Source organism: Streptomyces sp. NPDC093568, assembly GCF_044764945.1.
GTDB lineage: Bacteria > Actinomycetota > Actinomycetes > Streptomycetales > Streptomycetaceae > Streptomyces.
Genome location: NZ_JBIWJD010000007.1, coordinates 348,200 through 370,210, shown reverse-complemented (window position 1 = coordinate 370,210; position 22,011 = coordinate 348,200). Strand labels below are relative to the sequence as shown.

Annotated in this window: 25 protein-coding genes and 3 tRNA genes; 24 read left to right on the top strand and 4 right to left on the bottom strand. The window is 70.8% G+C overall.

From position 1 onward, the window contains the following. The first annotated feature begins 101 nt into the window (after positions 1-101). The 13 genes from ACIRD7_RS28305 to ACIRD7_RS28245 all read left to right on the top strand — a co-directional run bounded on the left by ACIRD7_RS28305 (position 102) and on the right by ACIRD7_RS28245 (position 12,289). Positions 102-494 (top strand): NADH-quinone oxidoreductase subunit A, encoded by a 393-nt coding sequence (locus ACIRD7_RS28305; RefSeq protein WP_403457977.1) that lies wholly within the window; start codon positions 102-104, stop codon positions 492-494. After that, entirely contained in the window at positions 485-1,120 is a 636-nt protein-coding gene (locus ACIRD7_RS28300) for an NADH-quinone oxidoreductase subunit B (protein ID WP_403457976.1), read from the top strand. Before ACIRD7_RS28305 ends, ACIRD7_RS28300 begins: the two co-directional genes overlap by 10 nt. Further along, positions 1,117-2,469 (top strand): NADH-quinone oxidoreductase subunit C, encoded by a 1,353-nt coding sequence (locus ACIRD7_RS28295; RefSeq protein WP_403457975.1) that lies wholly within the window; start codon positions 1,117-1,119, stop codon positions 2,467-2,469. Before ACIRD7_RS28300 ends, ACIRD7_RS28295 begins: the two co-directional genes overlap by 4 nt. Next, positions 2,466-3,434 (top strand): NADH-quinone oxidoreductase subunit H, encoded by a 969-nt coding sequence (locus ACIRD7_RS28290; RefSeq protein ID WP_383420542.1) that lies wholly within the window; start codon positions 2,466-2,468, stop codon positions 3,432-3,434. The genes ACIRD7_RS28295 and ACIRD7_RS28290 overlap by 4 nt, the downstream gene beginning before the upstream one ends. Positions 3,435-3,436: 2 nt before the next feature. Beyond that, positions 3,437-3,988, top strand: coding sequence for a NuoI/complex I 23 kDa subunit family protein (locus tag ACIRD7_RS28285; protein WP_403457974.1), 552 nt, complete (start codon positions 3,437-3,439; stop codon positions 3,986-3,988). Then, a complete protein-coding gene (locus ACIRD7_RS28280; protein ID WP_403457973.1) occupies positions 3,985-4,605 on the top strand; it encodes an NADH-quinone oxidoreductase subunit J in 621 nt (206 codons plus the stop codon). Before ACIRD7_RS28285 ends, ACIRD7_RS28280 begins: the two co-directional genes overlap by 4 nt. Further along, complete coding sequence (nuoK, locus tag ACIRD7_RS28275; RefSeq protein ID WP_403457972.1) at positions 4,605-5,003, top strand: NADH-quinone oxidoreductase subunit NuoK; 399 nt, start codon at positions 4,605-4,607, stop codon at positions 5,001-5,003. The genes ACIRD7_RS28280 and nuoK overlap by 1 nt, the downstream gene beginning before the upstream one ends. Beyond that, on the top strand, positions 5,000-6,994 hold the full coding sequence (locus ACIRD7_RS28270) for an NADH-quinone oxidoreductase subunit L (protein WP_403457969.1): 1,995 nt from the start codon (positions 5,000-5,002) through the stop codon (positions 6,992-6,994). The genes nuoK and ACIRD7_RS28270 overlap by 4 nt, the downstream gene beginning before the upstream one ends. Before the next feature lie 6 nt (positions 6,995-7,000). Next, a complete protein-coding gene (locus tag ACIRD7_RS28265) occupies positions 7,001-8,575 on the top strand; it encodes a NuoM family protein (protein WP_403457968.1) in 1,575 nt (524 codons plus the stop codon). Continuing rightward, entirely contained in the window at positions 8,572-10,095 is a 1,524-nt protein-coding gene (locus ACIRD7_RS28260) for an NADH-quinone oxidoreductase subunit N (RefSeq protein WP_403457966.1), read from the top strand. Before ACIRD7_RS28265 ends, ACIRD7_RS28260 begins: the two co-directional genes overlap by 4 nt. A 265-nt stretch (positions 10,096-10,360) precedes the next feature. Then, positions 10,361-11,221, top strand: a complete 861-nt coding sequence (gene htpX / locus ACIRD7_RS28255) for a zinc metalloprotease HtpX (protein ID WP_403457965.1) — start codon at positions 10,361-10,363, stop codon at positions 11,219-11,221. After that, a complete protein-coding gene (locus ACIRD7_RS28250) occupies positions 11,218-11,613 on the top strand; it encodes a YccF domain-containing protein (RefSeq protein ID WP_403457963.1) in 396 nt (131 codons plus the stop codon). The genes htpX and ACIRD7_RS28250 overlap by 4 nt, the downstream gene beginning before the upstream one ends. Positions 11,614-11,722: 109 nt before the next feature. Continuing rightward, entirely contained in the window at positions 11,723-12,289 is a 567-nt protein-coding gene (locus ACIRD7_RS28245) for an SMI1/KNR4 family protein (protein ID WP_403457962.1), read from the top strand. 124 nt (positions 12,290-12,413) lie between these two features. Here ACIRD7_RS28245 and ACIRD7_RS28240 read toward each other — a convergent pair whose 3' ends face one another. Then, the gene (locus ACIRD7_RS28240) at positions 12,414-13,694 is read right to left on the bottom strand and encodes an APC family permease (RefSeq protein WP_403457960.1); all 1,281 of its coding nucleotides are present in this window, start codon (positions 13,692-13,694) and stop codon (positions 12,414-12,416) included. 136 nt (positions 13,695-13,830) lie between these two features. On the opposite strand from ACIRD7_RS28240, the gene ACIRD7_RS28235 reads away from it, so the two are divergent. Further along, positions 13,831-14,097: a GlsB/YeaQ/YmgE family stress response membrane protein gene (locus tag ACIRD7_RS28235; protein ID WP_403457959.1), complete on the top strand. Its 267-nt coding sequence runs from the start codon at positions 13,831-13,833 to the stop codon at positions 14,095-14,097. Between the two features lie 171 nt (positions 14,098-14,268). Here the strand turns inward: ACIRD7_RS28235 and ACIRD7_RS28230 are convergent, their stop codons facing one another. Further along, a complete protein-coding gene (locus ACIRD7_RS28230; protein WP_128433077.1) occupies positions 14,269-14,757 on the bottom strand; it encodes a YajQ family cyclic di-GMP-binding protein in 489 nt (162 codons plus the stop codon). Between the two features lie 225 nt (positions 14,758-14,982). On the opposite strand from ACIRD7_RS28230, the gene ACIRD7_RS28225 reads away from it, so the two are divergent. Both ACIRD7_RS28225 and ACIRD7_RS28220 read left to right on the top strand, forming a co-directional pair. Then, positions 14,983-15,064 (top strand) — tRNA-Tyr (locus ACIRD7_RS28225). Positions 15,065-15,156: 92 nt separating this feature from the next. Further along, on the top strand, positions 15,157-15,369 hold the full coding sequence (locus tag ACIRD7_RS28220) for a hypothetical protein (RefSeq protein ID WP_403457956.1): 213 nt from the start codon (positions 15,157-15,159) through the stop codon (positions 15,367-15,369). A 138-nt stretch (positions 15,370-15,507) separates the two neighbouring features. Here ACIRD7_RS28220 and ACIRD7_RS28215 read toward each other — a convergent pair whose 3' ends face one another. Next, positions 15,508-16,164 carry an SDR family oxidoreductase gene (locus ACIRD7_RS28215; protein WP_403457954.1) on the bottom strand — a complete coding sequence of 219 codons (657 nt, stop codon included), beginning with the start codon at positions 16,162-16,164 and terminating at the stop codon, positions 15,508-15,510. 130 nt (positions 16,165-16,294) lie between these two features. Next, a complete protein-coding gene (locus tag ACIRD7_RS28210; protein ID WP_403457952.1) occupies positions 16,295-17,560 on the bottom strand; it encodes an amidohydrolase family protein in 1,266 nt (421 codons plus the stop codon). 231 nt (positions 17,561-17,791) lie between these two features. Between ACIRD7_RS28210 and ACIRD7_RS28205 the strand changes: the two genes are divergently transcribed. From ACIRD7_RS28205 to ACIRD7_RS28170, 8 genes are all read left to right on the top strand, one after another. After that, positions 17,792-17,864: transfer RNA gene (locus ACIRD7_RS28205), tRNA-Thr, on the top strand. Positions 17,865-17,910: 46 nt separating this feature from the next. Continuing rightward, positions 17,911-17,983, top strand: a tRNA-Met gene (locus ACIRD7_RS28200). Positions 17,984-18,072: 89 nt separating this feature from the next. Further along, positions 18,073-18,237: a 50S ribosomal protein L33 gene (gene rpmG, locus ACIRD7_RS28195; RefSeq protein ID WP_003948671.1), complete on the top strand. Its 165-nt coding sequence runs from the start codon at positions 18,073-18,075 to the stop codon at positions 18,235-18,237. A 147-nt stretch (positions 18,238-18,384) separates the two neighbouring features. Beyond that, a complete protein-coding gene (locus ACIRD7_RS28190) occupies positions 18,385-18,849 on the top strand; it encodes a MaoC family dehydratase N-terminal domain-containing protein (protein WP_403457950.1) in 465 nt (154 codons plus the stop codon). Between the two features lie 6 nt (positions 18,850-18,855). Continuing rightward, positions 18,856-19,284: a MaoC family dehydratase gene (locus tag ACIRD7_RS28185; protein WP_403457949.1), complete on the top strand. Its 429-nt coding sequence runs from the start codon at positions 18,856-18,858 to the stop codon at positions 19,282-19,284. A 126-nt stretch (positions 19,285-19,410) separates the two neighbouring features. Then, a complete protein-coding gene (locus tag ACIRD7_RS28180; protein WP_403457948.1) occupies positions 19,411-19,974 on the top strand; it encodes a TetR/AcrR family transcriptional regulator in 564 nt (187 codons plus the stop codon). Positions 19,975-20,079: 105 nt separating this feature from the next. Continuing rightward, complete coding sequence (locus ACIRD7_RS28175; protein WP_403457946.1) at positions 20,080-21,537, top strand: MFS transporter; 1,458 nt, start codon at positions 20,080-20,082, stop codon at positions 21,535-21,537. 70 nt (positions 21,538-21,607) lie between these two features. Beyond that, a complete protein-coding gene (locus tag ACIRD7_RS28170) occupies positions 21,608-21,988 on the top strand; it encodes a DUF3291 domain-containing protein (RefSeq protein WP_403457945.1) in 381 nt (126 codons plus the stop codon). Positions 21,989-22,011 lie beyond the last annotated feature (23 nt).

Below are 22,011 nucleotides of genomic sequence, written 5' to 3'. Positions count from 1 at the left end.
ATCGCGCACAACGGTGTTCACGAGTTCACAAATCGCAGGACACTGGTCCCAGGGCCTGTTCCTGGGGCATCGGTCACGAGGTCAGGGAGCGAGGGGCGGACGTGTCGGACCAGACCGTCATCGCGGCGGACTACTTCCAGTCCTACTCGGTCGTGGGACTGCTCGCCGTCGTCGGCGTGCTGTTCGTGGCCGTCGCCTTCGGGGCGGGCCGCCTGCTGCGCCCCGTGGTCCCCACGCCCGAGAAGCTCATGACGTACGAGTGCGGCGTCGACCCCGTCGGCGAGGGCTGGGCCCACACCCAGGTCCGCTACTACGTGTACGCCTTCCTGTACGTGATCTTCGCCATCGACTCGATCTTCCTGTTCCCCTGGGCCACGGTCTTCGCCGACCCGGGCTACGGCGCCACCACGCTCGTCGAGATGTTCGTCTTCCTGGGCTTCCTGGCCGTGGGCCTGCTCTACGCATACAAGAAGGGCGTCCTGGCATGGACGTGACGCCAGACACCGAGCGGCAGCCGGTTCTGCTGCCGGAGCCGAAGCGACTGGGCGCGCTGGCCCGCCTCGCGCCCGAGCCGATGAAGGTGGTCCTGAACTGGGGTCGCCGCTATTCGCTCTGGGTCTTCAACTTCGGCCTCGCCTGCTGCGCGATCGAGTTCATCGCCGCGTCGATGGCTCGCCACGACTTCATCCGCCTCGGCGTGATCCCCTTCGCGCCTGGTCCGCGTCAGGCCGACCTGATGGTGGTCTCCGGCACGGTCACGGACAAGATGGCCCCGGCCGTCAAACGCCTGTACGAGCAGATGCCCGAGCCGAAGTACGTCATCTCCTTCGGCGCGTGCTCGAACTGCGGCGGCCCGTACTGGGACTCCTACTCCGTCACCAAGGGCGTCGACCAGATCATCCCCGTCGACGTCTACGTCCCCGGCTGCCCGCCCCGCCCCGAGGCGCTGCTCCAGGGCATCCTGAAGCTCCAGGAGAAGATCGCGCGGGAGTCGCTCGGGGAGCGGTACGGCAGCGGCGGGGCGGGGCGACCGTCCGCGGCCGCGCTGCAGAGCGGGCTGGTGCGGGGGCCGCAGGCACCGGCGCCCGGTGCGGGCGGCTCGGGGGAGGCCGCCCGATGACGACGATCGGCTGGCTGCCCGCCCCCGTCGAGGACCTCTTCGGCCCCGAGGCCACGGCCGAGGAGTCGTACGACGTCCTGACGGTCGACGTACCTCCGGCCTCCTGGATCACGGCGCTGGAAGCGGCCCGCGACGCGCTGGGCTGCAGCTACTTCGACTGGCTGAGCGCGGTCGACGAACCCGGCACGGGCTTCCGTGTCGCCGCCCACGTCGCCGCCCTCTCCCCGGTACGGCGCCTGCTGGTCCGCACGACGATCCCGCACGAGGCGCCTTCGCTGCCGTCGGCCGTCGGCGTCTACGCGGGCGCCGCCTGGCACGAGCGGGAGACCCACGAGATGTTCGGCGTGGTGTTCGCCGACCACCCCGCCCTCGACCACCTGCTCCTCCCGGACAACTTCGAGGGCCACCCCCTCCGCAAGGACTTCGTCCTGGCCGCCCGCGTCGCCAAGGCCTGGCCCGGCGCCAAGGAACCTGGCGAGTCCGAACACGGCGGCCCCAAGCGCCGCCAGATGCTCCCCCCGGGCGTCCCCGACCCGAACGAATGGGGCCCCCTGAAGGGCCAGCTTCCCCCTGCCCCGGCGCGCCCGGCCAGGGGCGCGGGACGCACGGCCGGGGGCGCCGCAGGCGAACGTCCGGCCCGAGCCGCGGGCGAACGACCGGTGCGCCGTGCACGTTCGGCGGCGGAGGGTTCGGCGAGTCAGGCGGTGCCGGAGGCGGGGGCAGTGGAGGGTGCTGCGCCTGCGCGTCGTGCGCGTACGGCGGCGGAGGGTTCGGCGAGCCAGGCGGTGCCGGAGACCGGGGCAGCGGAGGGTGCTGCGCCCGCGCGTCGTGCGCGTACGGCGGCCGAGGGTTCGGCGAGCCAGGCGGCACCGGCCACCGGAGCGCCCGAGGGTACCGCCGCTCCGTCCGGTCCTCGGCGCTCGCGCAGCGCCTCGCAGGGGTCGGCGAGTCAGAGGACGACGCCTGAAGCGGCGGCACCTGAAGCGGCGGCACCTGAAGCGGCGGCACCTGAAGGGGCCGCTCCCGACAAGTCGGCGCCCGAACCCGCCGCGCCAGACTCGGCGCCCGGCACACCCACCTCCGGGGCCGAGGCCCGCAAGGCGCCTCGCAGCTCGGACGCTCCGTGGCACCACGCCCGCCCGGCCTTCGACCAGCCGGAACCCGAAGGCGCGGCTGAGCCGCAGGCCGAGCCCGCCGCGGAGCCCAAGCCCGCCGCGGAGCCCAAGCCCGATGCGGAGTCCGAGCCCGCCCGGCAGCCCGAGCCGCCCACCACCGGCGACGAGGACTCCGCGAAACCCACCACCCCCGCTACCGACGACCGCACCGACCCCCCAGGAGGCCCGCAGTGAACGACGCGCTCGACGTCACCCTGCGACTCCTGATCGTCTTCGTCGTCTTCCTCACCTTCCCCCTGATCATCGGCCAGACCGAGCACAAGGTGATGGCCCATATGCAGGGCCGCCTCGGCCCGATGTACGCCGGTGGCTTCCACGGCTGGGCCCAACTCGTCGCCGACGGCGTGAAGTTCGCGCAGAAGGAGGACGTGGTCCCGGCCGGCGCGGACCGCCGTATCTTCCAGCTCGCCCCCGCTGTGGCCCTCCTCCCGTATCTCCTCGTCCTCCTCGCCATCCCCATCGGCCCGGGCGAGGGCGCGGTCGGCGAGGTCATCGACGCGGGCATCTTCTTCGTTCTCGCCGTCATGGGCGTCGGCGTCCTCGGCTCGCTCATGGCCGGCTGGGCCTCCGCCAACAAGTTCTCCCTCCTCGGCGGCCTGCGCACCGCCGCCCAGCTCCTCGCCTACGAACTCCCGATGCTGCTCACCGCCGCTTCGGTGGCCATGGCGGCGGGCACGGTCTCCCTTCCGGGCATCGTCGACGCCTTTGAGTGGTGGTGGCTGCCCTGGCAGATCGTCGGCGCGATCGTCTTCTTCGTCGCCGGCCTCGCCGAACTCCAGCGCCCGCCCTTCGACATGCCCGTCGCCGACTCGGAGATCATCTTCGGCGCCTACACGGAGTACACCGGCCTGCGCTTCGCCCTCTTCCTCCTCGCCGAGTACGCCGGAATCGTCGTCCTGTGCGGCCTGACCACCGTCCTTTTCCTGGGCGGCTGGCACGGCCCCTGGGGCGCCGACGGCCTCGGCTGGGTCTGGACCCTGCTGAAGACTGCCGTCCTCGCCTTCATCGTGATCTGGCTCCGCGTCACCTACCCCCGACTGCGCGAGGACCAGCTCCAGAAGCTCTCCTGGACCCTCCTGGTTCCTCTCTCCCTCGCCCAGATCGCCCTCACCGGCGTCGTCAAGGTGGTGATCCAGTAACCATGGCTCCCATTCCCGGTAGTGGCCTGGCCAAGGGCCTGGCCGTCACCCTGCGCACGATGACGAGGAAGTCCGTCACCGCGCAGTACCCGGACACCCAGCCGGACCTCCCGCCCCGCACGCGCGGTGTGATCGGCCTGTTCGAGGAGAACTGCACGGTCTGCATGCTGTGCGCCCGCGAGTGCCCGGACTGGTGCATCTACATCGACTCCCACAAGGAGACTGTCCCGGCCGCGACCCCCGGTGGCCGCGAGCGCAGCCGCAACGTCCTCGACCGCTTCGCCATCGACTTCTCCCTGTGCATGTACTGCGGTATCTGCATCGAGGTCTGTCCTTTCGACGCCCTGTTCTGGTCCCCGGAGTTCGAGTACGCCGAGACCGACATCCGCGAACTCACCCACGAGCGCGACAAGCTCCGCGAGTGGATGTGGACCGTCCCGGCCCCGCCCGCCCTGGACCCCGCAGCCGAGGAGCCCAAGGAGATCGCCGCCGCCCGCAAGACCGCCGAGAAGCTCGCGGCCGCGCAGGCGGAACCGCAGGAGGGAGAGTCGTGAGCCTTGCCGCAGCCGCCGCGACGGCACACGCCACGACCACCACCGCAGCCGAGGCACACGGCTTCCTCTCACCGACCGGCGTCGAGATCGCCTTCCTGCTCGTCGGCCTGGTCACCTTCGGCGCCGCCCTGGTCACCGTCACCACGCGGCAGCTGGTGCACGCCGCTCTGTGGCTGGTGGTCACGCTCGGCGGCCTCGCCGTCGAGTACCTCCTGCTCACCGCGGAGTTCATCGCCTGGGTGCAGGTCCTCATCTACGTCGGTTCGGTCGTCGTCCTCCTGCTCTTCGGTCTGATGCTCACCAGGGCCCCCATCGGCCGATCCCCGGACGCCGACTCCGGCAACCGCTGGGTCGCCCTCGCCGTGGCCGTCGTCGCCGCGGCCACCCTGGTCTGGGTGGTCGTCGACGCCTTCCGCACGACCTGGATCGACCTCGACGGCCCCGCCGCCGGCTCCACCCGGGCCACCGGCGAGAGCCTCTTCCAGAACTGGGTCCTCCCCTTCGAGGCCCTCTCCGTCCTCCTCCTCGCCGCCCTGGTCGGCGCGATCGTCCTGTCCCGCAAGGCGAAGGAGACCGCCCCCGAGCCCGGCGCCCCGAGCGAGAAGGAGACGCGCTGATGCATCTCGCCTATCCCGCCGTACTCTCCGCCCTCCTCTTCTGCACCGGCCTGTACGGCGTCCTCGCCCGCCGCAACGCGATCCTGGTCCTGATGTCGGTCGAGCTGATGCTCAACGCCGTCAACCTCAACCTGGTCGCCTTCGACGTCTGGCTCAGCAAGGCCGCCGAGGAGACCCTGCACTCCGGTCAGGCGCTGACCCTGTTCACGATCACCATCGCCGCCGCCGAGATCGGCATCGGCCTGGCGATCGTCCTCGCCGTCCATCGCAACCGCGGCACCTCGGACATCGACAAGCTCCGCGACACCGCCGAGAGCCACGAACCCGACGGCCCCGACGGCCCCGACCGCGACGCCCGCACGGCCGCGCAGGGCGAGAAGGCTGAGGCCACCGCGTGACCACGACCACCCTCGCCGTACTCGTCCCCCTCCTTCCCTTCCTCGGCGCCGCGGCCGGCCTGCTCCTCGGCCGCACCGCCCCCGGCTTCGTCCGCCCCCTCGCCGTCCTGCCGACACTGACGTCTCTCGTGCTCGCGGCGGTCCTCGCCGTGCGCCAGGGCGGTGACCAGGCGATCAACGCCGCCACCGAGCTCACGCCCACCGGTTCGATCCCGATCGAACTCGCCCTCTACATCGACGGCTTCGCCGCACTGGTCGCCGTACTCGTGGGCCTGGTCGCCACCTGCGTGCAGATCTACTCGACCGGCTACCTGCGCGACGACCCGCGCTACCCCTCCTACGCCGCGCTCGTCTCCCTGTTCACCTCCGCGATGCTGCTCGTCGTCTACTCCGGCGACCTGATGGTGTTGCTGGTCGGCTGGGAGATCATGGGCATCTGCTCGTACTTCCTGGTCGGCCACTACTGGGAGACCCCGGAGGCCCGCGCCGCCTCCATCAAGGCCTTCCTGGTGACCAAGCTCGGTGACGTCCCCTTCCTCATCGGCCTGTTCGCGCTGGCCACCGACGCCGGCTCCTTCCGCATCACGAAGATCCTCGACACGGTCGCGGACGGCGGACTCGACAACCCGACCCTGATCGCCCTGCTGCTGCTCGCGGGCGTGGCCGGCAAGTCGGCGCAGTTCCCGCTCCACACCTGGCTCCCCGACGCGATGGCGGGCCCGACTCCCGTCTCCGCGCTGATCCACGCCGCGACGATGGTCGCCGCCGGTGTCTACTTCGTCGCCCGACTCCTTCCGGTGTTCGAGGCCTCCCAGGCCGCGATGATCGTCCTCGCCGTGATGGCCGCGATCACGATGATCGGCTCCGGTCTCGCCGCGCTCGCCCAGGACGACATCAAGCGCGTCCTCGCCTACTCGACGATCGGCCAGCTCGGCTACATGACCGGCGCCCTCGCCGTCGCCGACCGCGGTGCCGCCGTCTTCCACCTCCTGTCCCACGGCGCCTTCAAAGCGCTGCTGTTCCTCGCGGCCGGCGTGATCATCCACGCCTCCGGCACCAACTCGCTGGCCGCCATGTCCCGCATGAGCCACCTGCGCGACCGCGTCCCCGACGCCTTCTGGACGATGACCGTGGCGCTCCTCGCGCTCGCCGCGATCCCGCCGTTCAGCGGCTTCTTCTCCAAGGAGTCCGTCCTCGGCGCCGCCGAGCACGTCGCCACCGGCCACACCGAGCACGCACCCGGCGCGGCGGGCTGGCTCGTGCTCGTCGCCGGCCTGCTCACGGCCCTGCTCACCGCCGCCTACGCGATGCGGCTGTGGCTGCTCGCCTTCCGCGGCCGGGGCGCCGAAGCTCCCGACCACGGCAGGCAGCCGCTGACCATGACCGTGGTGCTGTGGGTGCTCGCCGTGCCGTCCCTCGCCGTCGGCGCGCTCGCCTACCGCGTACTGCCCGACTGGTTCGACGGCCGCGACCTCGCCCCGACGCTCACCACCTCCGTCCTCGGCACGGGCGTGGCCCTCGTCGGCGGCATCGTCACCTACGCGGCCTGGCGCCACACCACCTCGCTCGCGGCCCGTGTCCCGCTGGGTGCGGTCGCGGCCCACCCGGAAGGGGACGCGGGGCTCGTCGAGGCCGAGGCCATCGCCAGTCACGCACCCGTGTACGGGGGAGTGGCCTACGCACCCGACCCCGCCGACCCCGGCCGCCTGCTGCTCGGTCCGCTGCACCGCCACGCGGCCGTCGGCTTCCATCTCGACGCCGTGTACCGGTCGTTGTTCGTCCGCCCGGTCCAGGCCGGCGCGAGTCTCGTCCGGTTCCTCGACCGAGAGGTCGTCGACACCTACGTACGCGGCGCGGGCGCCCTACCCCGCTGGCTCGGCGTCGCCGTACGGCGTGCCCAGACCGGCAATGTGCAGACCTATGTGAGCGCGCTGCTCGCCGGCACCGTCGTCCTCGCGGTCGCCGCCGTCCTCGTCGCCACGGGAGCGTGAGCAGGCGTGATCGATATCAACGAGTCCGTGATGCAGTTCCTTCTGGCGTTCGTCGTCGTCGGCCCGCTTCTCGGCGCGGCCGCCGCTCTCCTGCCCGCTCCGCCCGGGCTGAAGGGGAAGTCGCCCGAGCAGGCGGTGCTCCGGCACGGTGTCACCATCACCTGCGCCGTCCTCATCGCCGCGATCGTCCTCGCGCTCGGCTTCGACCACGACCAGCCGTCGAAGATGCAGGCCAGTACGGACATCAGCTGGATCCCCGCACTCGACGTGCGCATCCACCTCGGCGTCGACGGCATTTCCCTCCCCCTCCTGGTCCTGACCGCGCTGCTGACCTTCCTCTGCGCGCTCTACTCGTACTTCAAGATGCCCGCGGGCCCGACCCCGAAGGCGTTCGTCGCACTGCTGCTCGTCCTGGAGTCCGGCACCCTCGCCACCTTCGCCGTCCTCGACCTGCTGCTCTTCTTTCTCGCTTTCGAGATGGTCCTGATCCCGATGTACTTCCTCATCGCCCGCTGGGGCGGCGAGGGCCGGGCGGCGGCCGCCTGGAAATTCATCCTCTACACGCTGCTCGGCTCCGTGGTCATGCTGCTCGGCCTGCTCCTGATCGGAATCAAGGCGGGCACATTCGACATGGTGGCACTCGCCACTGACAACGGCCGGTCACTGACCGCATCCGTGCAGGTCATCGCCGTTCTGGCGATCGGACTCGGGCTCGCGGTCAAGACCCCGATGTGGCCGCTGCACAGCTGGCTGCCCGACGCCCACACCGCCGCCCCGACCGTCGGCTCGGTACTGCTGGCCGGCGTCCTGCTGAAGATGGGCACGTACGGGTTCGTCCGCATCCTGCTGCCGATCGCCCCCGACGGCTTCGCCGACTTCGCGCCCTACCTCGCCGCCTTCGCCGTCGTGGGGATCATCTACGGATCCCTGGCCTGCCTGGCCCTCGCCAAGCGGGGCGCGAAGGGCGACCTCAAGCGTCTGATCGCCTATTCCTCCGTCGGCCACATGGGCTTCGTGCTGCTCGGCATCGCCACGATGACCCCGACCGGCGTGAACGGCGCCCTGTTCGCCAACATCGCCCACGGCCTCATCACCGGCCTGCTCTTCTTCCTGGTCGGCGCGCTGAAGGACCGTACCGGCACCACCGACCTCGACACCCTCGCCGAGGAGACCGGCGCGGCCCTCTACGGGAAGGCCCCGCGCTTCGGCGGGCTCCTCGCCTTCGCCGCGGTCGCCTCCTTCGGCCTGCCGGGTCTCGCCGGGTTCTGGGGCGAGATGCTCGCGCTGTTCGGCGCGTTCGACCCCGCTCCCGAGCTCAGCCGCCCGGCCTTCCTCACCTTCATGGCGATCGGCGCCTTCGGCACCCTGCTCACCGCCGCGTACCTGCTCGTCGTGGTCCGCCGCGTCTGCATGGGCGCCGCACCGCAGGACGCCCCGAAGCTCGCCGACGTCCAGAGCTACGAGTTCGCGGCCTGGACCCCGCTCGTCGCCCTCACCGTCGTCGCCGGACTCTGGCCGAAGACCCTCCTCGGCCTGACCGACCCGGCCGTGCAGCAGCTCCTCGCAGGAGGCACCCGATGAGCGCCCTGGCCCAGCCGCAGGCCGCGAACCTCGTCCAGTCCGTCGACTGGCTCGCGATCGCGCCGCCCACCATCGCGGCGGCCGTCGGACTCGTCGTCCTGGTCGCCGACCTGTCCCTCGCGGAGCACAGGAAGGCGGTGCTCGGCTGGACGTCCGTGGCCGGGCTGGCCGCCTCCACCCTTCTGCTGCTGCCCCTCCTGGACGGCGACCGCTCCACCTTCTGCCTGGCGGGCGACGCCGGCCAGTGCAGCTACACGGCCGACCGCTTCACCCTCGTCATCCAGTTTCTGGTCCTCGGCGGCGCCCTCCTCGCCGCCCTTCTGTCGGTCACCGCTCTGAAGGACGCCGACAAGCGACTCCCCGAAGGAGAGTTCTGGTTCCTGCTGCTCTCCTCCGCCGCCGGAGCCGCCCTGCTGCCGGCCTCCCGGGACCTCGCGACCCTCATCGTCGCCCTTGAAGTCGCCTCACTGCCCGCCTTCGCCCTCGTCGGCCTGCGGCACGGCGACCGGAAGTCCTCCGAAGCGGCACTGAAGTTCTTCCTGTCCTCGGTCACCGCGACCGCGGTCAGCCTCATGGGCATCAGCTTCGTGTACGCCTCCACCGGCACCCTCTACCTCACGCAGATCGCCGACCGCGTCCAGAACGTCGACGGACAGCTCCAGACCCTCACCCAGACCGGAGTCGTCCTCACCCTGGTCGGCTTCGCCTTCAAGACCGCCGCCGTGCCCTTCCACTTCTGGGTGCCCGACACCTACGTAGGGTCGCCGCTGCCGGTCGCCGCCTATCTGTCGGTCGTCGGCAAGGCCGTCGGCTTCACCGGCCTGATCCTCGTCACGGTCATCGCCCTGCCGTCGTACGCCGACGTCTGGGGCCCGGCCATGGCCGCGCTGGCCGCCCTCACCATGACCGTCGGCAACGTCGGCGCCCTGCGGCAGCAGGCCACGCGCGCGTACAGCGCGGTACGCCTGCTCGCCTGGTCCTCCGTCGGACAGGCCGGCTACCTCCTGGTGCCGATCGCCGCCGCCGCGTACTCCGACGACGCCGAGCGCTCCATCGGCTCCACCGTCGCCTACGCCCTCATGTACGCCGCCGTGAACCTCGGCGCCTTCGCGGTGGCCGCGCTCGTCGGCCGTACGCGGCCCCTCAACCGCATCAGCGACTACCGGGGCCTGTACGCGCGCAACCCCCTGTCCGCCCTGATCCTGGCCTTCTTCCTGCTCTGCCTCGCCGGCCTCCCGCCGGGCATCATCGGCCTCTTCGCCAAGGTCACCGTCTTCTCCGCCGCCGTCGACGCGGGTCTCGGCTGGCTCGCCGTGATCATGGCGGTCAACGTCGTGATCGCGCTGTTCTACTACCTGCAGTGGACGGCCCTGCTGTTCCGCGCCCCCGAGGGCGAGCCCGTCAGGCACCTCGCGCCCGCGCCGCTCACCGCCGCGGTGGCGCTCACCGGAGTCGTGGGCATCGTCCTGTCCGGGGCCCCTCAGCTGATCCTGCGTTTCGCCGACACCGGGCTCTTCTGAACCCCTCGGGGCGGTCCGAGCGCCGGCTCTTCCGAGCCCCGACGGGCCGCCCATACGCGCGCGTGGGACGACCGCGCCCGATGCGCGCGCGGGCGTGTTCACTCGTACGGCCCACGCCCGCCGCCGTACGCACCAGGGAACCCGCGGCCCTCGCCTGGCGTTGACCAGTACAGAAGGGTCCACTGGACGTGACAGGACGGCACCAGTGGCATCGGAGATTCGACCAGCAAAGGGTTCCCCTGCCGCACCACTTGGAGGGCGTACCGTGCACCGCCGGCACAACGGGCTCAGGACCGCAGTCCTCCTCGGGGGACTGTCCGCAATCATCATCGTCATCGGCAGCTTCTTCGGCCGCATGGGGCTCGTCGTCGCGGTGGTGATCGCGCTGGGCACAAACGCGTACGCGTACTGGAACAGCGACAAGCTGGCGCTACGCGCGATGCGTGCCCGTCCGGTCAGCGAGTTCGAGGCACCGGGGCTCTACCGCATGGTCCGCGAGCTCTCCACCCAGGCCCGCCAGCCGATGCCGCGGCTCTACATCTCCCCGACGGAGGCGCCGAACGCCTTCGCGACGGGCCGCAACCCGCGCAACGCCGCCGTGTGCTGCACCGACGGAATCCTGCGCATCCTCGACGAGCGCGAGCTGCGCGGTGTCATCGGCCACGAGTTGAGCCACGTCTACAACCGCGACATCCTGATCTCGTCGGTCGCCGGCGCCCTCGCGTCGGTGATCATGTTCCTGGTCAACTTCGCCTGGCTGATCCCCATCGGCCGGTCCGATGACGACGACGGCCCCGGAATCCTCGGCCTGCTGCTGATCATGATCCTCGGGCCGCTCGCCGCCACGCTCATCCAGCTGGCGATCAGCCGGTCCAGAGAGTACGAGGCGGACGCGTCCGGCGCCCAGCTCACCGGCGACCCGGCTGCCCTCGCCAGCGCCCTGCGCAAGCTCGACGCCGGCACCAAGCAGCTGCCGCTGCCGCCCGAGCCGCGCATCGAGACCGCCAGCCACATGATGATCGCGAACCCGTTCCGGCCGGGTCAGGGGTTCTCCAGGATGTTCTCCACCCACCCGCCGATGGCGGAGCGTATTGCCCGGCTCGAGAGGATGGCAGGTCCCCAGTGAAAACGATCCTGAACGTCATCTGGCTCGTCCTGAGCGGCTTCTGGCTGTTCCTGGCCTATGTGCTGGCGGGCCTGGTGCTGTGCATCACCATCATCGGGATCCCGTTCGGCATCGCGGCCTTCCGCATCGGCGTCTACGCCCTGTGGCCCTTCGGGTACACGACGATCGAGCGACGCGACGCCGGAGCCCCCTCCTGCGTCGGCAACGTGCTGTGGCTGGTCCTCGCCGGCTGGTGGCTGGCCATCGGCCACATCGTCACCGGCCTCGCGCTCTGCGTCACGATCATCGGCATCCCGTTCGGCATCGCCAACTTCAAGCTGATCCCGGTCTCGCTCTTCCCGCTCGGCCGCGAAATCGTGCCGACGGAACAGCCGTTCGGAGAGCGCTGGTAAGCGAGCGGGAGAAGAGCGTTCAGGCCGCTTTCCGGTCACGGGTTTTCCACAACCCGGCGGTTGTCCACAGGCCCGGACGATTGTCAGTGGCGGCTTGCATCATGAACGCATGACCGAGATCGAGCAGTTGCTGACGAGGGTGGCGGACAAGGCGCGCAACACCCGGCCGTGGGGCTGGACTTCACTCCCCGAGCCCTTGGACGAGGCCACCTTGGCCCGTGCCGAGGCCGTTCTCGGCTTCCGCCTGCCCCCGCTGCTCGCCGACCTCTACCTGCAGATAGGGGACGGCGGATTCGGACCGGAATACGGCCTGTTGCCCCTCCTCGACAGCCCTCCGGCCGGCGAGCCCGCCGCCGTAACCCAGTACCTCGCCAACCGCGAGAGCACCCGCAAGAACCCCGACTGGCCCTGGCCCGAGGAAGTCCTGCCGATATCCCACTGGGGCTGCGCCATGTACGCCTGCGTCGACTGCCGCGAGCCCCAGGCCCCCGTCCTGCTCTTCGAACCGAACGCCGACGACGCCGAGCACGCCTGGTACGTGGACGCACCGAGCCTCACGGACTGGCTGGGCGCGTGGGTCGACGGCCGGGGCTGGTACGAGGAGACGAACGAGGAAGCGGAGATGGCCCCCTGGGCCGACTTCCGCATACGCACGGCGGCGACGCGCGCGTCCTGAGAGGCGGCGGATCGGGGTCGGGGGTGGGCCGACCAGCGTCCAGTCGGTCGGCTCCGGGCAAGGGGAAGACTTCGACCGTCGTCCAGTTGGCCAGCGCCCCATCCAGAGCCCCGCACGCCCTGCCCTACCTACTGCCCCCGCCCTCCCCGCCGAGCCGCCCCCACCGCCGTACGCCATACGCGACCACGCCCACCGCCAGTACACCCGCACCGACGACGACCGAGATCCCCGGAAGGGAGAACGCCAGCACCACGCACCCGAGAAGTCCCACCGCCGGCACGATGCGTGAGGCCGGCGTCGAGTTGAGCGTCCAGGCCGAGGCGTTGGCGACCGCGTAGTACGCCAGCACACCGAAGGAGGAGAACCCGATCGCGCCTCGTACGTCCACCGTGGCGGCCAGGACGGCCACCACCGCGCCCACGGCGAGTTCGGCCCGGTGGGGCACCTGGAAACGTGGATGCACGGCTGCCAGGGCGCCGGGCAGATGCCGGTCGCGGGCCATGGCCAGCGTCGTCCGCGAGACGCCCAGGATCAGGGCGAGCAGCGAGCCGAGCGCGGCGACGGCCGCACCCACTCGCACCACGGGCACCAGTCCCGGCACGCCCGCCGCCCGTACCGCGTCGGCGAGCGGGGCGCTCGCATCCCCGAGCCCGTCCGACCCCAGAACAGAAAGGACCGCGACCGCCACACACGCGTACACCGCCAGCGCGATGCCCAGGGCCAGCGGAATCGCCCGGGGGATCGTGCGCGCAGGGTCCCGCACCTCCTCGCCGAGGGTCGCGATCCGCGCGTACCCGGCGAACGCGAAGAACAGCAGCCCCGCCGCCTGAAGCACACCGCCCACGCCGCCCGAGGTCCCGACGTCGAGACGAGCGGCGTCGGACTCCCCGGAGCCGAGGCACACGACCACCACACAAGCGAGGACGGCCAGGACCACCGCCACGATCGCCCGCGTCAGCCAGGCGGACTTCTGGACGCCGCCGTAGTTCACCGCGGTCAGCGCCACCACGGCCGCGACCGCCACCGCGTGCGCCTGCTCCGGCCACACGTAGGTGCCCACGGTGAGCGCCATCGCCGCACAGGAGGCCGTCTTGCCGACCACGAACGACCAGCCCGCGAGATAGCCCCAGAACTCCCCGAGCCGCTCGCGACCGTAGACGTACGTGCCGCCCGAGGCCGGATACAGGGCGGCCAGGCGTGCCGAGGACGTGGCGTTGCAGTAGGCGACCACGGCGGCGACCGCCAGCCCGAGCAGCAACCCGGACCCGGCCGCGCGCGCAGCGGGGCCGAGTGCGGCGAAGATGCCTGCCCCGATCATCGAGCCGAGCCCGATCACCACGGCGTCCCCGACCCCCAGGGTGCGCCGCAGTTCGGGGGAGGCGGCGCCGGCGTTGGAGGCTGTCATGGCGGGAACCCTACTGATCGCTGCAACCGGACAGCGCCTCCATGACGTCCTGTTCATCAACAGAACACGAACAAACGCGCCCGAAATCACAGTGCCGGAACAGTGAGGGCACAGAGCGGAGGGGCAGGTTCAGGGCATGACGATCATCAGCTGGATCATTCTGGGGCTGTTGGCCGGAGCCATCGCCAAGTTCCTGCTGCCGGGCCGCGACCCGGGCGGCTTCATCGGCACGACGCTCATCGGCGTGGCGGGCGCGTTCATCGGCGGCTGGATCTCGGCGCGCTGGCTGGACCACCCGATCACCAAGGACTTCTACGACGGCGCGACATGGGCCTCGGCGATCGGCGGCTCCCTTGTGCTCCTGATCGCCTACCGCATCTTTTTCGGCCACTCCCGCAGCTGAGCGAGATCCGCACGAGACCTGAGTGAGGACCGAGGCAGGACTCGGCGAGACACACCCCTCCGGACCGCAGCCAGCAGGCGAGAAGGGTGGGCACCCCTCCTGGGGGCGCCCACCCTTCCTCGTACCTCTGATCGCTCGTCTTCTGGATCGGTCGACCTCTGAATCGGTGGACTAGCGGTAGTTCACGAACTGCAGCGCGAAGTCGAAGTCCTTGCCCTTCAGGAGGGCGATCACGGCCTGGAGGTCGTCCCGGCTCTTGGAGCTGACCCGCAGCTCGTCGCCCTGGACCTGGGCCTTCACACCCTTGGGGCCCTCGTCACGGATGATCTTCGCCACCTTCTTCGCGTTCTCCTGGGAGATGCCCTCCTCGATGGACGCGAAGATCTTGTACTCCTTGCCCGAAAGCTGGGGCTCGCCCGCGTCCAGGGCCTTCAGCGAGATGCCGCGCTTGATCAGCTTGGACTGGAAGACGTCGAGGACAGCATTGACCCGGTCCTCGGAGTTCGCCTCCATCAGGATCTTTTCACCGGACCACGAGATCGAGGCACCCACGCCCTTGAAGTCGTAGCGCTGCGAGATCTCCTTGGCGGCCTGGTTGAGGGCGTTGTCGACCTCCTGCCGCTCGACCTTCGAGACGATGTCGAAACTGGAGTCGGCCATGTCCTGTGGCTCCTTGTATCGGGGTGCGTGTGGGGTGCGTGTCGGCGGGCGTGGGGGAGGCCGCCGAGCCCGGGGCAGGCCCCGGTTCGCATCCGGACAAGCCTAGCCACCCCTGGTCCCCCGGGAGGCGATCAATCGGGTGGCGAAGCACCCCTCCACATCGGGTATTGTTTACGTCGTTGCCAGGGAGCACCGCCGAAGAGCGGTTCGAACGGCAGCAACCCCGGCGGTGTGCCCGAGCGGCCAAAGGGAGCAGACTGTAAATCTGCCGGCTCAGCCTTCCCAGGTTCGAATCCTGGCGCCGCCACTTCGGGAAAACCCCTCCGCTCTACGGAAACGTAGAGCGGAGGGGTTTTCGCGTTCCCGCGTCGTGGCCGGGGCGCGGGGCACACTGGCCCCATGAGTGCGCGTGGCAGAAGTTGCCCCGAGTGTCGGCGGGAGATCGCCGTCGTCGCCGGTCGGTTCGCACGGCACGACCCGCCGGGTGCGCGGGAGAGCGGGGAGCTCGTGTCGTGTCCGGGATCACGGCGCCTGGCGCAACTCGGGGCGGCACAGCCCGCGTTGGACGGGTATGCCGTGCCCGAGTTCCCCGGTCAGCTTCCGCTGTTCTGAGCCTCGCGAGCCCCGCCTGGCCGCCCCGGCGGCGTCGAGGGCGGCTCCGACGGCCAGGGGGCATCGCGGATCTGAGCCCCTCCGGCTGAGCCCCGGCCTCGCGCCGGGCAGCCCGGATCGCCCGCCTTCAGCCCATCCTCAGTTCCCCGCCACCGACTTCACGGCCACCGACACGGGGGCCGAGCCGCTGATCAGTTCGAGGGTCAGGCCGGCCGTCGCCGGGGTTTCGAGCAACTCCGCCAGTACGGCGGCCACGTCGTCGCGCGGGATCGGGCCGCGGCCGGTGTGGGCCTCCAGCCGTACCTGGCCGGTGCCGGCGTCGTTCGTCAGCATGCCGGGCCGCAGGATCGTCCAGTCCAGGGCGTCCAGGCCGCGCACGTAGTCGTCGGCCGCACCCTTGGCGCGCAGGTAGACGTCGAAGATCTCGTCGCCCTCGTGCCGCGAGTCGGCGCCCATCGACGACACGATGAGGAAGCGCCGTACGCCCGCCCGGACCGCCGCGTCCGCGAACAGGACGGCCGCGCCCTTGTCCACCGTGTCCTTGCGGTCCGTTCCGCTGCCCGGCCCCGCGCCGGCCGCGAAGACCGCCGCGTCCGCGCCCTGGAGATGGGCCGCGACCTCCTCGACCGAGGCCGACTCCAGGTCCAGCACGATGGGTTCGGCGCCGGCCTGTCGCAGGTCGTCGCCCTGTTCTGCCTTGCGGATGATCCCCGCGACCTCGTTTCCGCGCGCGGCGAGCAGCTTCTCCAGCCGCAGCGCGATCTGACCATGTCCACCAGCGATGACAATGCGCATGTTTCCGACCGTACGCCCGGACAGCCGCAACCGCCGCACGACTTCAGCCACGCCTCACGCCTCTGGGGGCGGGCTCCCTACGCGTGTACGCCGGGTGCTTGCGCCGTCATGTGCGCCCGGCGCAACGGGCTCACGACGGCTCCCCGCGCCCCTGCCGGGGCAACCCCAACTCCGTGGCCACCGCCGAGTTGCAGTACTCCCGCACCGCGCTCGTCCGCGCCACCACACGCCCCCGATGCACCACGATCCGGCTGTACGCCAGGGACAGCGCCCCCGCCAGCCGGTCCCCGCGAACCGCCAGCAGCTCCGCCGGGAAGCCCGCCTCCACCCGCACCTCGGGCAGCCCCAGCGCGGCCCGCGCCGACCCGCTGACGCAGTCGTACGCGTCCTCGGGGCGCAGTCCGTGGCGTGAGGACAGCAGGTAGGCGGCCTCCAGTGGGTCCCCGCGGCCCACCGGGTTCGACACGTCCCGCAGGGCGCCGCTGCCGGCGGCGACGCGCACGCCGGCGGAGCGCAGGAGCCGTACGGGCGCCGTGGCCCGCCGTTCCACGCCCCCGCAGCCGCCCTGCGGCAGGCACACCACCGTCACCCCGGCCGCGGCGAGCTGGTCCGCGGTGCGCGAGGCCAGCTGGGAGGGCAGGTGGCCCAGGCCGCCGCACGGGCCGAGCGTCACGCCGGGCCGCAGCCCGCCGGCCATCGCGGCGAGGCGGGACAGACGCGCCGGGTCGGTGGCGTCGGTGTGCAGGTCGACCGGGCAGCCGTGCTCGGAGGCGACCTCCAGCACCGCCTCCACATAACCCGTCGGATCCGGGTCGAGGTCGGGGCAGCCGCCGACGACCGACGCGCCCATCTTCACCGCGTCCCGCAGCATCGCGAGCCCGTCCGCCCCGGCCACGCCGGTCAGCAGCCGGGGCATCGCCACCGTCGTCAACTCGGTGAGCCCGCGCAGCGAACGCCGCGCCTGGAGCACGGCGGTGAGGGCGTTCAGCTCCTGGATCTCGCCCACGCGCACATGTGCCCGCAGCGCGGTCGCCCCGTGCCCGAGCTGGAGCAGGGCGGCCTCGGTGGCCCGGCGCTGGACCTCATGGGAGTCGTAGGAGACCGGTCCGCCCTGGTCGGCGGAGAGCGCGGTGTCGCCGTGGGCGTGCGGCTCGGCGGGGGCCGGAAGGAGCAGATAGCCGCCGAGGTCCACGCGCGTGCCGCACGCGCGCGTGCCGCCCCCGGCGAGGCTCCCGGCGGTGCCGACCGCCTCAATGCGCCCGCCGTCCAGCCGTACGTCCACGGTCCGGCCGTCCGTGAGCCGCGCCCCGCACAGCAGCAGAGCGCCCGGGTCGGCCGGTCCGGACGAGCCCGACGAGGAGGACGAGTGGGGTGGCTGGGGGGTGCTGTCGGGCATCGTGCTCCAGAGACAAGATCACGCAGAGTGAGTCGAGCCTAGGGTGACGGCCACGCCTTGGCGCGCAGGAGCGCAATAGTCGTACCGGTGTGGTCCGCCGAACGGGAGCCGCTTCCGCGGTGCCGGGGTGGCCTGCGAGGCGGGGCTGTACCCGGCCCGAACGGCCGCAGGCCGGGGCCGCGAAACGGATTTGGGTGAACGGCGGCTGAGCGTGTAATGTCTTCATCGCTCGCCCCAATAGCTCAGTCGGCAGAGCGTCTCCATGGTAAGGAGAAGGTCAACGGTTCGATTCCGTTTTGGGGCTCTGGTGTGTGAGGTTCCCGTCGCGAGGCGGGGCCCGATCGCATCACAGCGGTGTAGCTCAGTCGGTAGAGCAAGCGGCTCATAATCGCTGTGTCACCGGTTCAAGTCCGGTCACCGCTACTGACAGTAGCCGATTGCGGGGTCGGTCCTTCGATCGGCTACTCTTTCTTGCGTTAAATCATCCCATCCGTTCGTCAAGGAGCACTCACGTGGCTGCCACCGACGTCCGCCCGAAGATCACGCTGGCCTGCGTGGAGTGCAAGGAGCGGAACTACATCACCAAGAAGAACCGGCGTAACAACCCGGACCGTCTTGAGATGAAGAAGCACTGCCCGCGTTGCAATGCGCACACCGCGCACCGCGAGACGCGATAAATCAGGCTCGTTCGCGAGGCCGCCCCCCGATTGCGGGGGCGGCCTCGCGTCGTTTCAGGCCGGGTTACCGGTCGGTTCCGGCCGAGCCGGGTGAATCAGCCAGGGACCAGCAGGTCAACCGCAGCAGACAGCAGGAGGTACCGGGCCATGGCGCTCGACCAGTCCTTCGTGGGGCGGAGCTACCCGCCCACCGACGCCTACGAGGTGGGCCGGGAGAAGATCCGTGAGTTCGCGGAGGCCGTGGGGGACACCAATCCGGCGTACACCGACCCGGAGGCCGCCAAGGCACTCGGTCACCCGGATGTGATCGCTCCGCCGACCTTTGTCTTCTCCATCACCTTCAAGGCGGCGGGACAGGTCGTCGAGGACCCTCAGCTGGGCCTGGACTACAGCCGGGTGGTGCACGGCGACCAGAAGTTCGCCTACACCCGCCCGGTGCGCGCCGGTGACCGGCTGACCGTCACCTCGACCATCGAGGCCGTCAAGTCGATGGCGGGCAACGAGATCGTGGACATCCGCGGCGAGGTCCACGACGAGGCCGGCGAGCACGTCGTGACCGCCTGGACGAAGCTCGTGGCCCGTGGGGCCGACGCCGAAGAAGGGGAGGCCTGAGCGGCTATGACGGCGAAGATTGCCTACGGCGACGTCGAGGTCGGCACCGAACTGCCCGCCCAGAGCTTCCCCGTGACCCGCGCCACGCTCGTCCAGTACGCGGGCGCGTCCGGGGACTTCAACCCGATCCACTGGAACGAGAAGTTCGCCAAGGAGGTCGGGCTGCCGGACGTCATCGCGCACGGCATGTTCACCATGGCCGAGGCGATCCGCGTGGTCACCGACTGGACCGGTGACCCGGCGGCGGTCGTCGAGTACGGCGTCCGCTTCACCAAGCCCGTCGTCGTGCCGAACGACGACCTGGGCGCCACGATCGAGGTCAGCGGCAAGGTCGCGGCCCTGCTCGACGGCAACAGGGTCCGCGTGGACCTGACCGTGCTCAGCGAGGGCCGCAAGGTCCTGGGCATGTCGCGGGCGGTCGTACAGCTCGCGTGAACGGCACGCGCGTGCCGTGCGGTAAGGGGCGTTCTCCATGTGGGGCGCCCCTTACGCATTCCCGCTCGGCCATTCCCGCTCGGCATCCCCTTGACCTAGTTAGTGATTGAGTACTAACTTAGCCGTATGGCCAGGATGAGTGCTGAGGAGAGGCGTGAGAGCGTCGTCCGTGCGGCGATGACCGAGTTCGCCCGCGGTGGCTACTACGGCACGTCCACGGAGGCGATCGCCAAGCGGGTCGGTGTCTCGCAGCCGTATCTCTTCCGGCTCTTTCCGGGCAAGAAGGCGATCTTCCTGGCGGCGGCCGAGCGCTGCGTCGAGGACACCATCCGGATGTTCGCGGAAGCCTCCGACGGGCTGCACGGCGAAGAGGCCCTGCGTGCCATGGGCGGGGCGTACCGGAAGGTCGTCTCGGAAGAGCCCGAGCGGCTGATGATGCAGATGCAGATGTACCTCGCCGTGGCGTCCGCCGAGCAGGAGGGCGACCACGAGTTCGGCGAGGCCGTGCGGGCCGGCTGGACGCGCCTGTGGGACACCGTCCATCTGCCCCTGGGGGCGGACGTCGGCGAGACGACGACCTTCATGGCGTACGGCATGCTGATCAACTGCCTGGTGGCCATGGGTTTCCCGCCCCAGCACCGGGTCTGGGCGGGCATGAACCTGGCGGAGCGCGGCGGGGAGCGGCCGTAGGGGTGGGGTGGCGAGGTTCACTCCGCCTTTTCATGACCGCAAAAGTTAGTGAGCAATAACTATCAAGTAGTCAGAAAACCAGAACGCGGCACCTCTGGGGGAGCCATGTCACAGCACACCGAACCGAACGCGCGGAAGGGCCGGCCGGGCGGGGCCGCATGGGCGCTCGTCATCACGAGCGTCGCCGGCTTCATGGCCGCGCTCGACAATCTCGTCGTCACCACCGCACTGCCCTCCATCCGGGAGGACCTGGGAGGGGCGCTGCACGACCTGGAGTGGACGGTGAGTGCGTACACACTCACCTTCGCCGTCCTACTCATGTTCGGCGCCGCGCTCGGTGACCGCTTCGGCCGCCGCCGGCTCTTCCTCGTCGGCATATCGATCTTCACCCTCGCGTCCGCCGGCGCGGCCCTCGCACCCGGCATCGACTCCCTGATCGCCGCCCGCGCGGTGCAGGGCGCGGGCGCGGCGATCATGATGCCGCTCACGCTGACCCTGCTGACGGCGGCGGTGCCCGCGGCCAAGCGCGGGATGGTGTACGGCATCTGGGGCGCCGTCAACGGGCTCGCCGTCGCCTCCGGGCCGCTCATCGGCGGCAGCCTCACCGAGCACATCTCCTGGCAGTGGATCTTCTGGCTGAACGTTCCGCTGGGCATCGCCCTGCTGCCGCTCGCCCGACTGCGCCTCGCCGAGTCGTACGGCACCGGTGCCCGGCTCGACATCCCCGGCACCCTGCTCGCCAGCGGCGGCCTGTTCGGAATCGTGTACGGCCTGGTGCGCGGACCGGCCGACGGCTGGACCGGGCGTCTGGTCCTGACCGGCCTGTTCGCCGGAGGCGCGCTGCTCGTCGGGTTCGTCCTCTACAGCACCCGGGCCAAGAACCCGATGCTGCCGATGCGGCTGTTCCGCTTCCGGGCCTTCTCCGGGATCAACGCCGCGAGCTTGCTGATGTTCCTCGGGATGTTCGGGTCGATCTTCCTGCTCAGCCAGTACATGCAGGGCGTGCTCGGCTATTCGCCGACCGAGGCGGGGCTGCGGATGCTGCCGTGGACCGGCATGCCGATGCTCGTCGCGCCGATCGCCGGGATCCTGTCCGACCGCATCGGCGGCCGACCCGTCGTGGCCACCGGCCTGTTCCTCCAGGCCGCCGGCCTCGCCTACCTGGCCTCCGTGGTCACCGTCGACGTCTCCTACGCGGCCCAGCTGCCCGGCCTGATCATCAGCGGTGTCGGCATGGCGCTGTTCTTCGCGCCGGCCGCCAACCTGGTCATGTCCAGCGTCCGGGCCTCGGAGCAGGGCATCGCCTCCGGCGCCAACAACGCCCTGCGCGAGGTCGGCGGCGCGCTCGGCATCGCCGTCCTGGCGTCGATCTTCTCCGCGCAGGGCGGCTACGAGACCGGCCAGACCTTCGTCGACGGGCTGCGGCCCGCGCTGGTCACCGGTGCCGCGGTGGTGGCGCTCGCCGGCATCGCGGCTCTGATCATCCCCGCCCGGCGGGGGTCCGGTGCCCCGAGCACGGCCGACCAGACGCCGGAGCGCGTGCTGGAGACGGCTTCCGGCTGATCCGGCGGATACGACCCGTCGGACCCGTCGGCAAGAGACCCGACCGACCTCTGGAACGTGAGGAGCAGTCATGCCCACCCTTCCCTGGACCGTCCCCAACCCGGCACCGCCCGGCACCGAGGTTCACGTCTTCGCCTCCCGCTTCGAGACCCGCACCCTTTGGGGAGCGCTCCGCTTCCTCGCCCGCACGCCGGGCGTGTGGCTGCAGGTGCGCCGGGCGCCCGGGGCGTACGGAGCCTCCCTGAAGGCCCAGCCCTTCAAGCGGACCTTCTGGACCCTGTCCGCCTGGGAGTCGCCGGCCGCGCTGAAGGACTTCGCCCGCTCCGGCACCCATGCGCCGACCTCGCAGGGCCTGTCCGCCCAGATGCGGGATTCCAAGTTCGCCGGCTGGCAGGTGCCGAGCGACGAGCTCCCGCTCGGCTGGGAGGAGGTGTTCCGGCGGCTGACGTGAACGGCACGCGCGCGTGGCGCGCG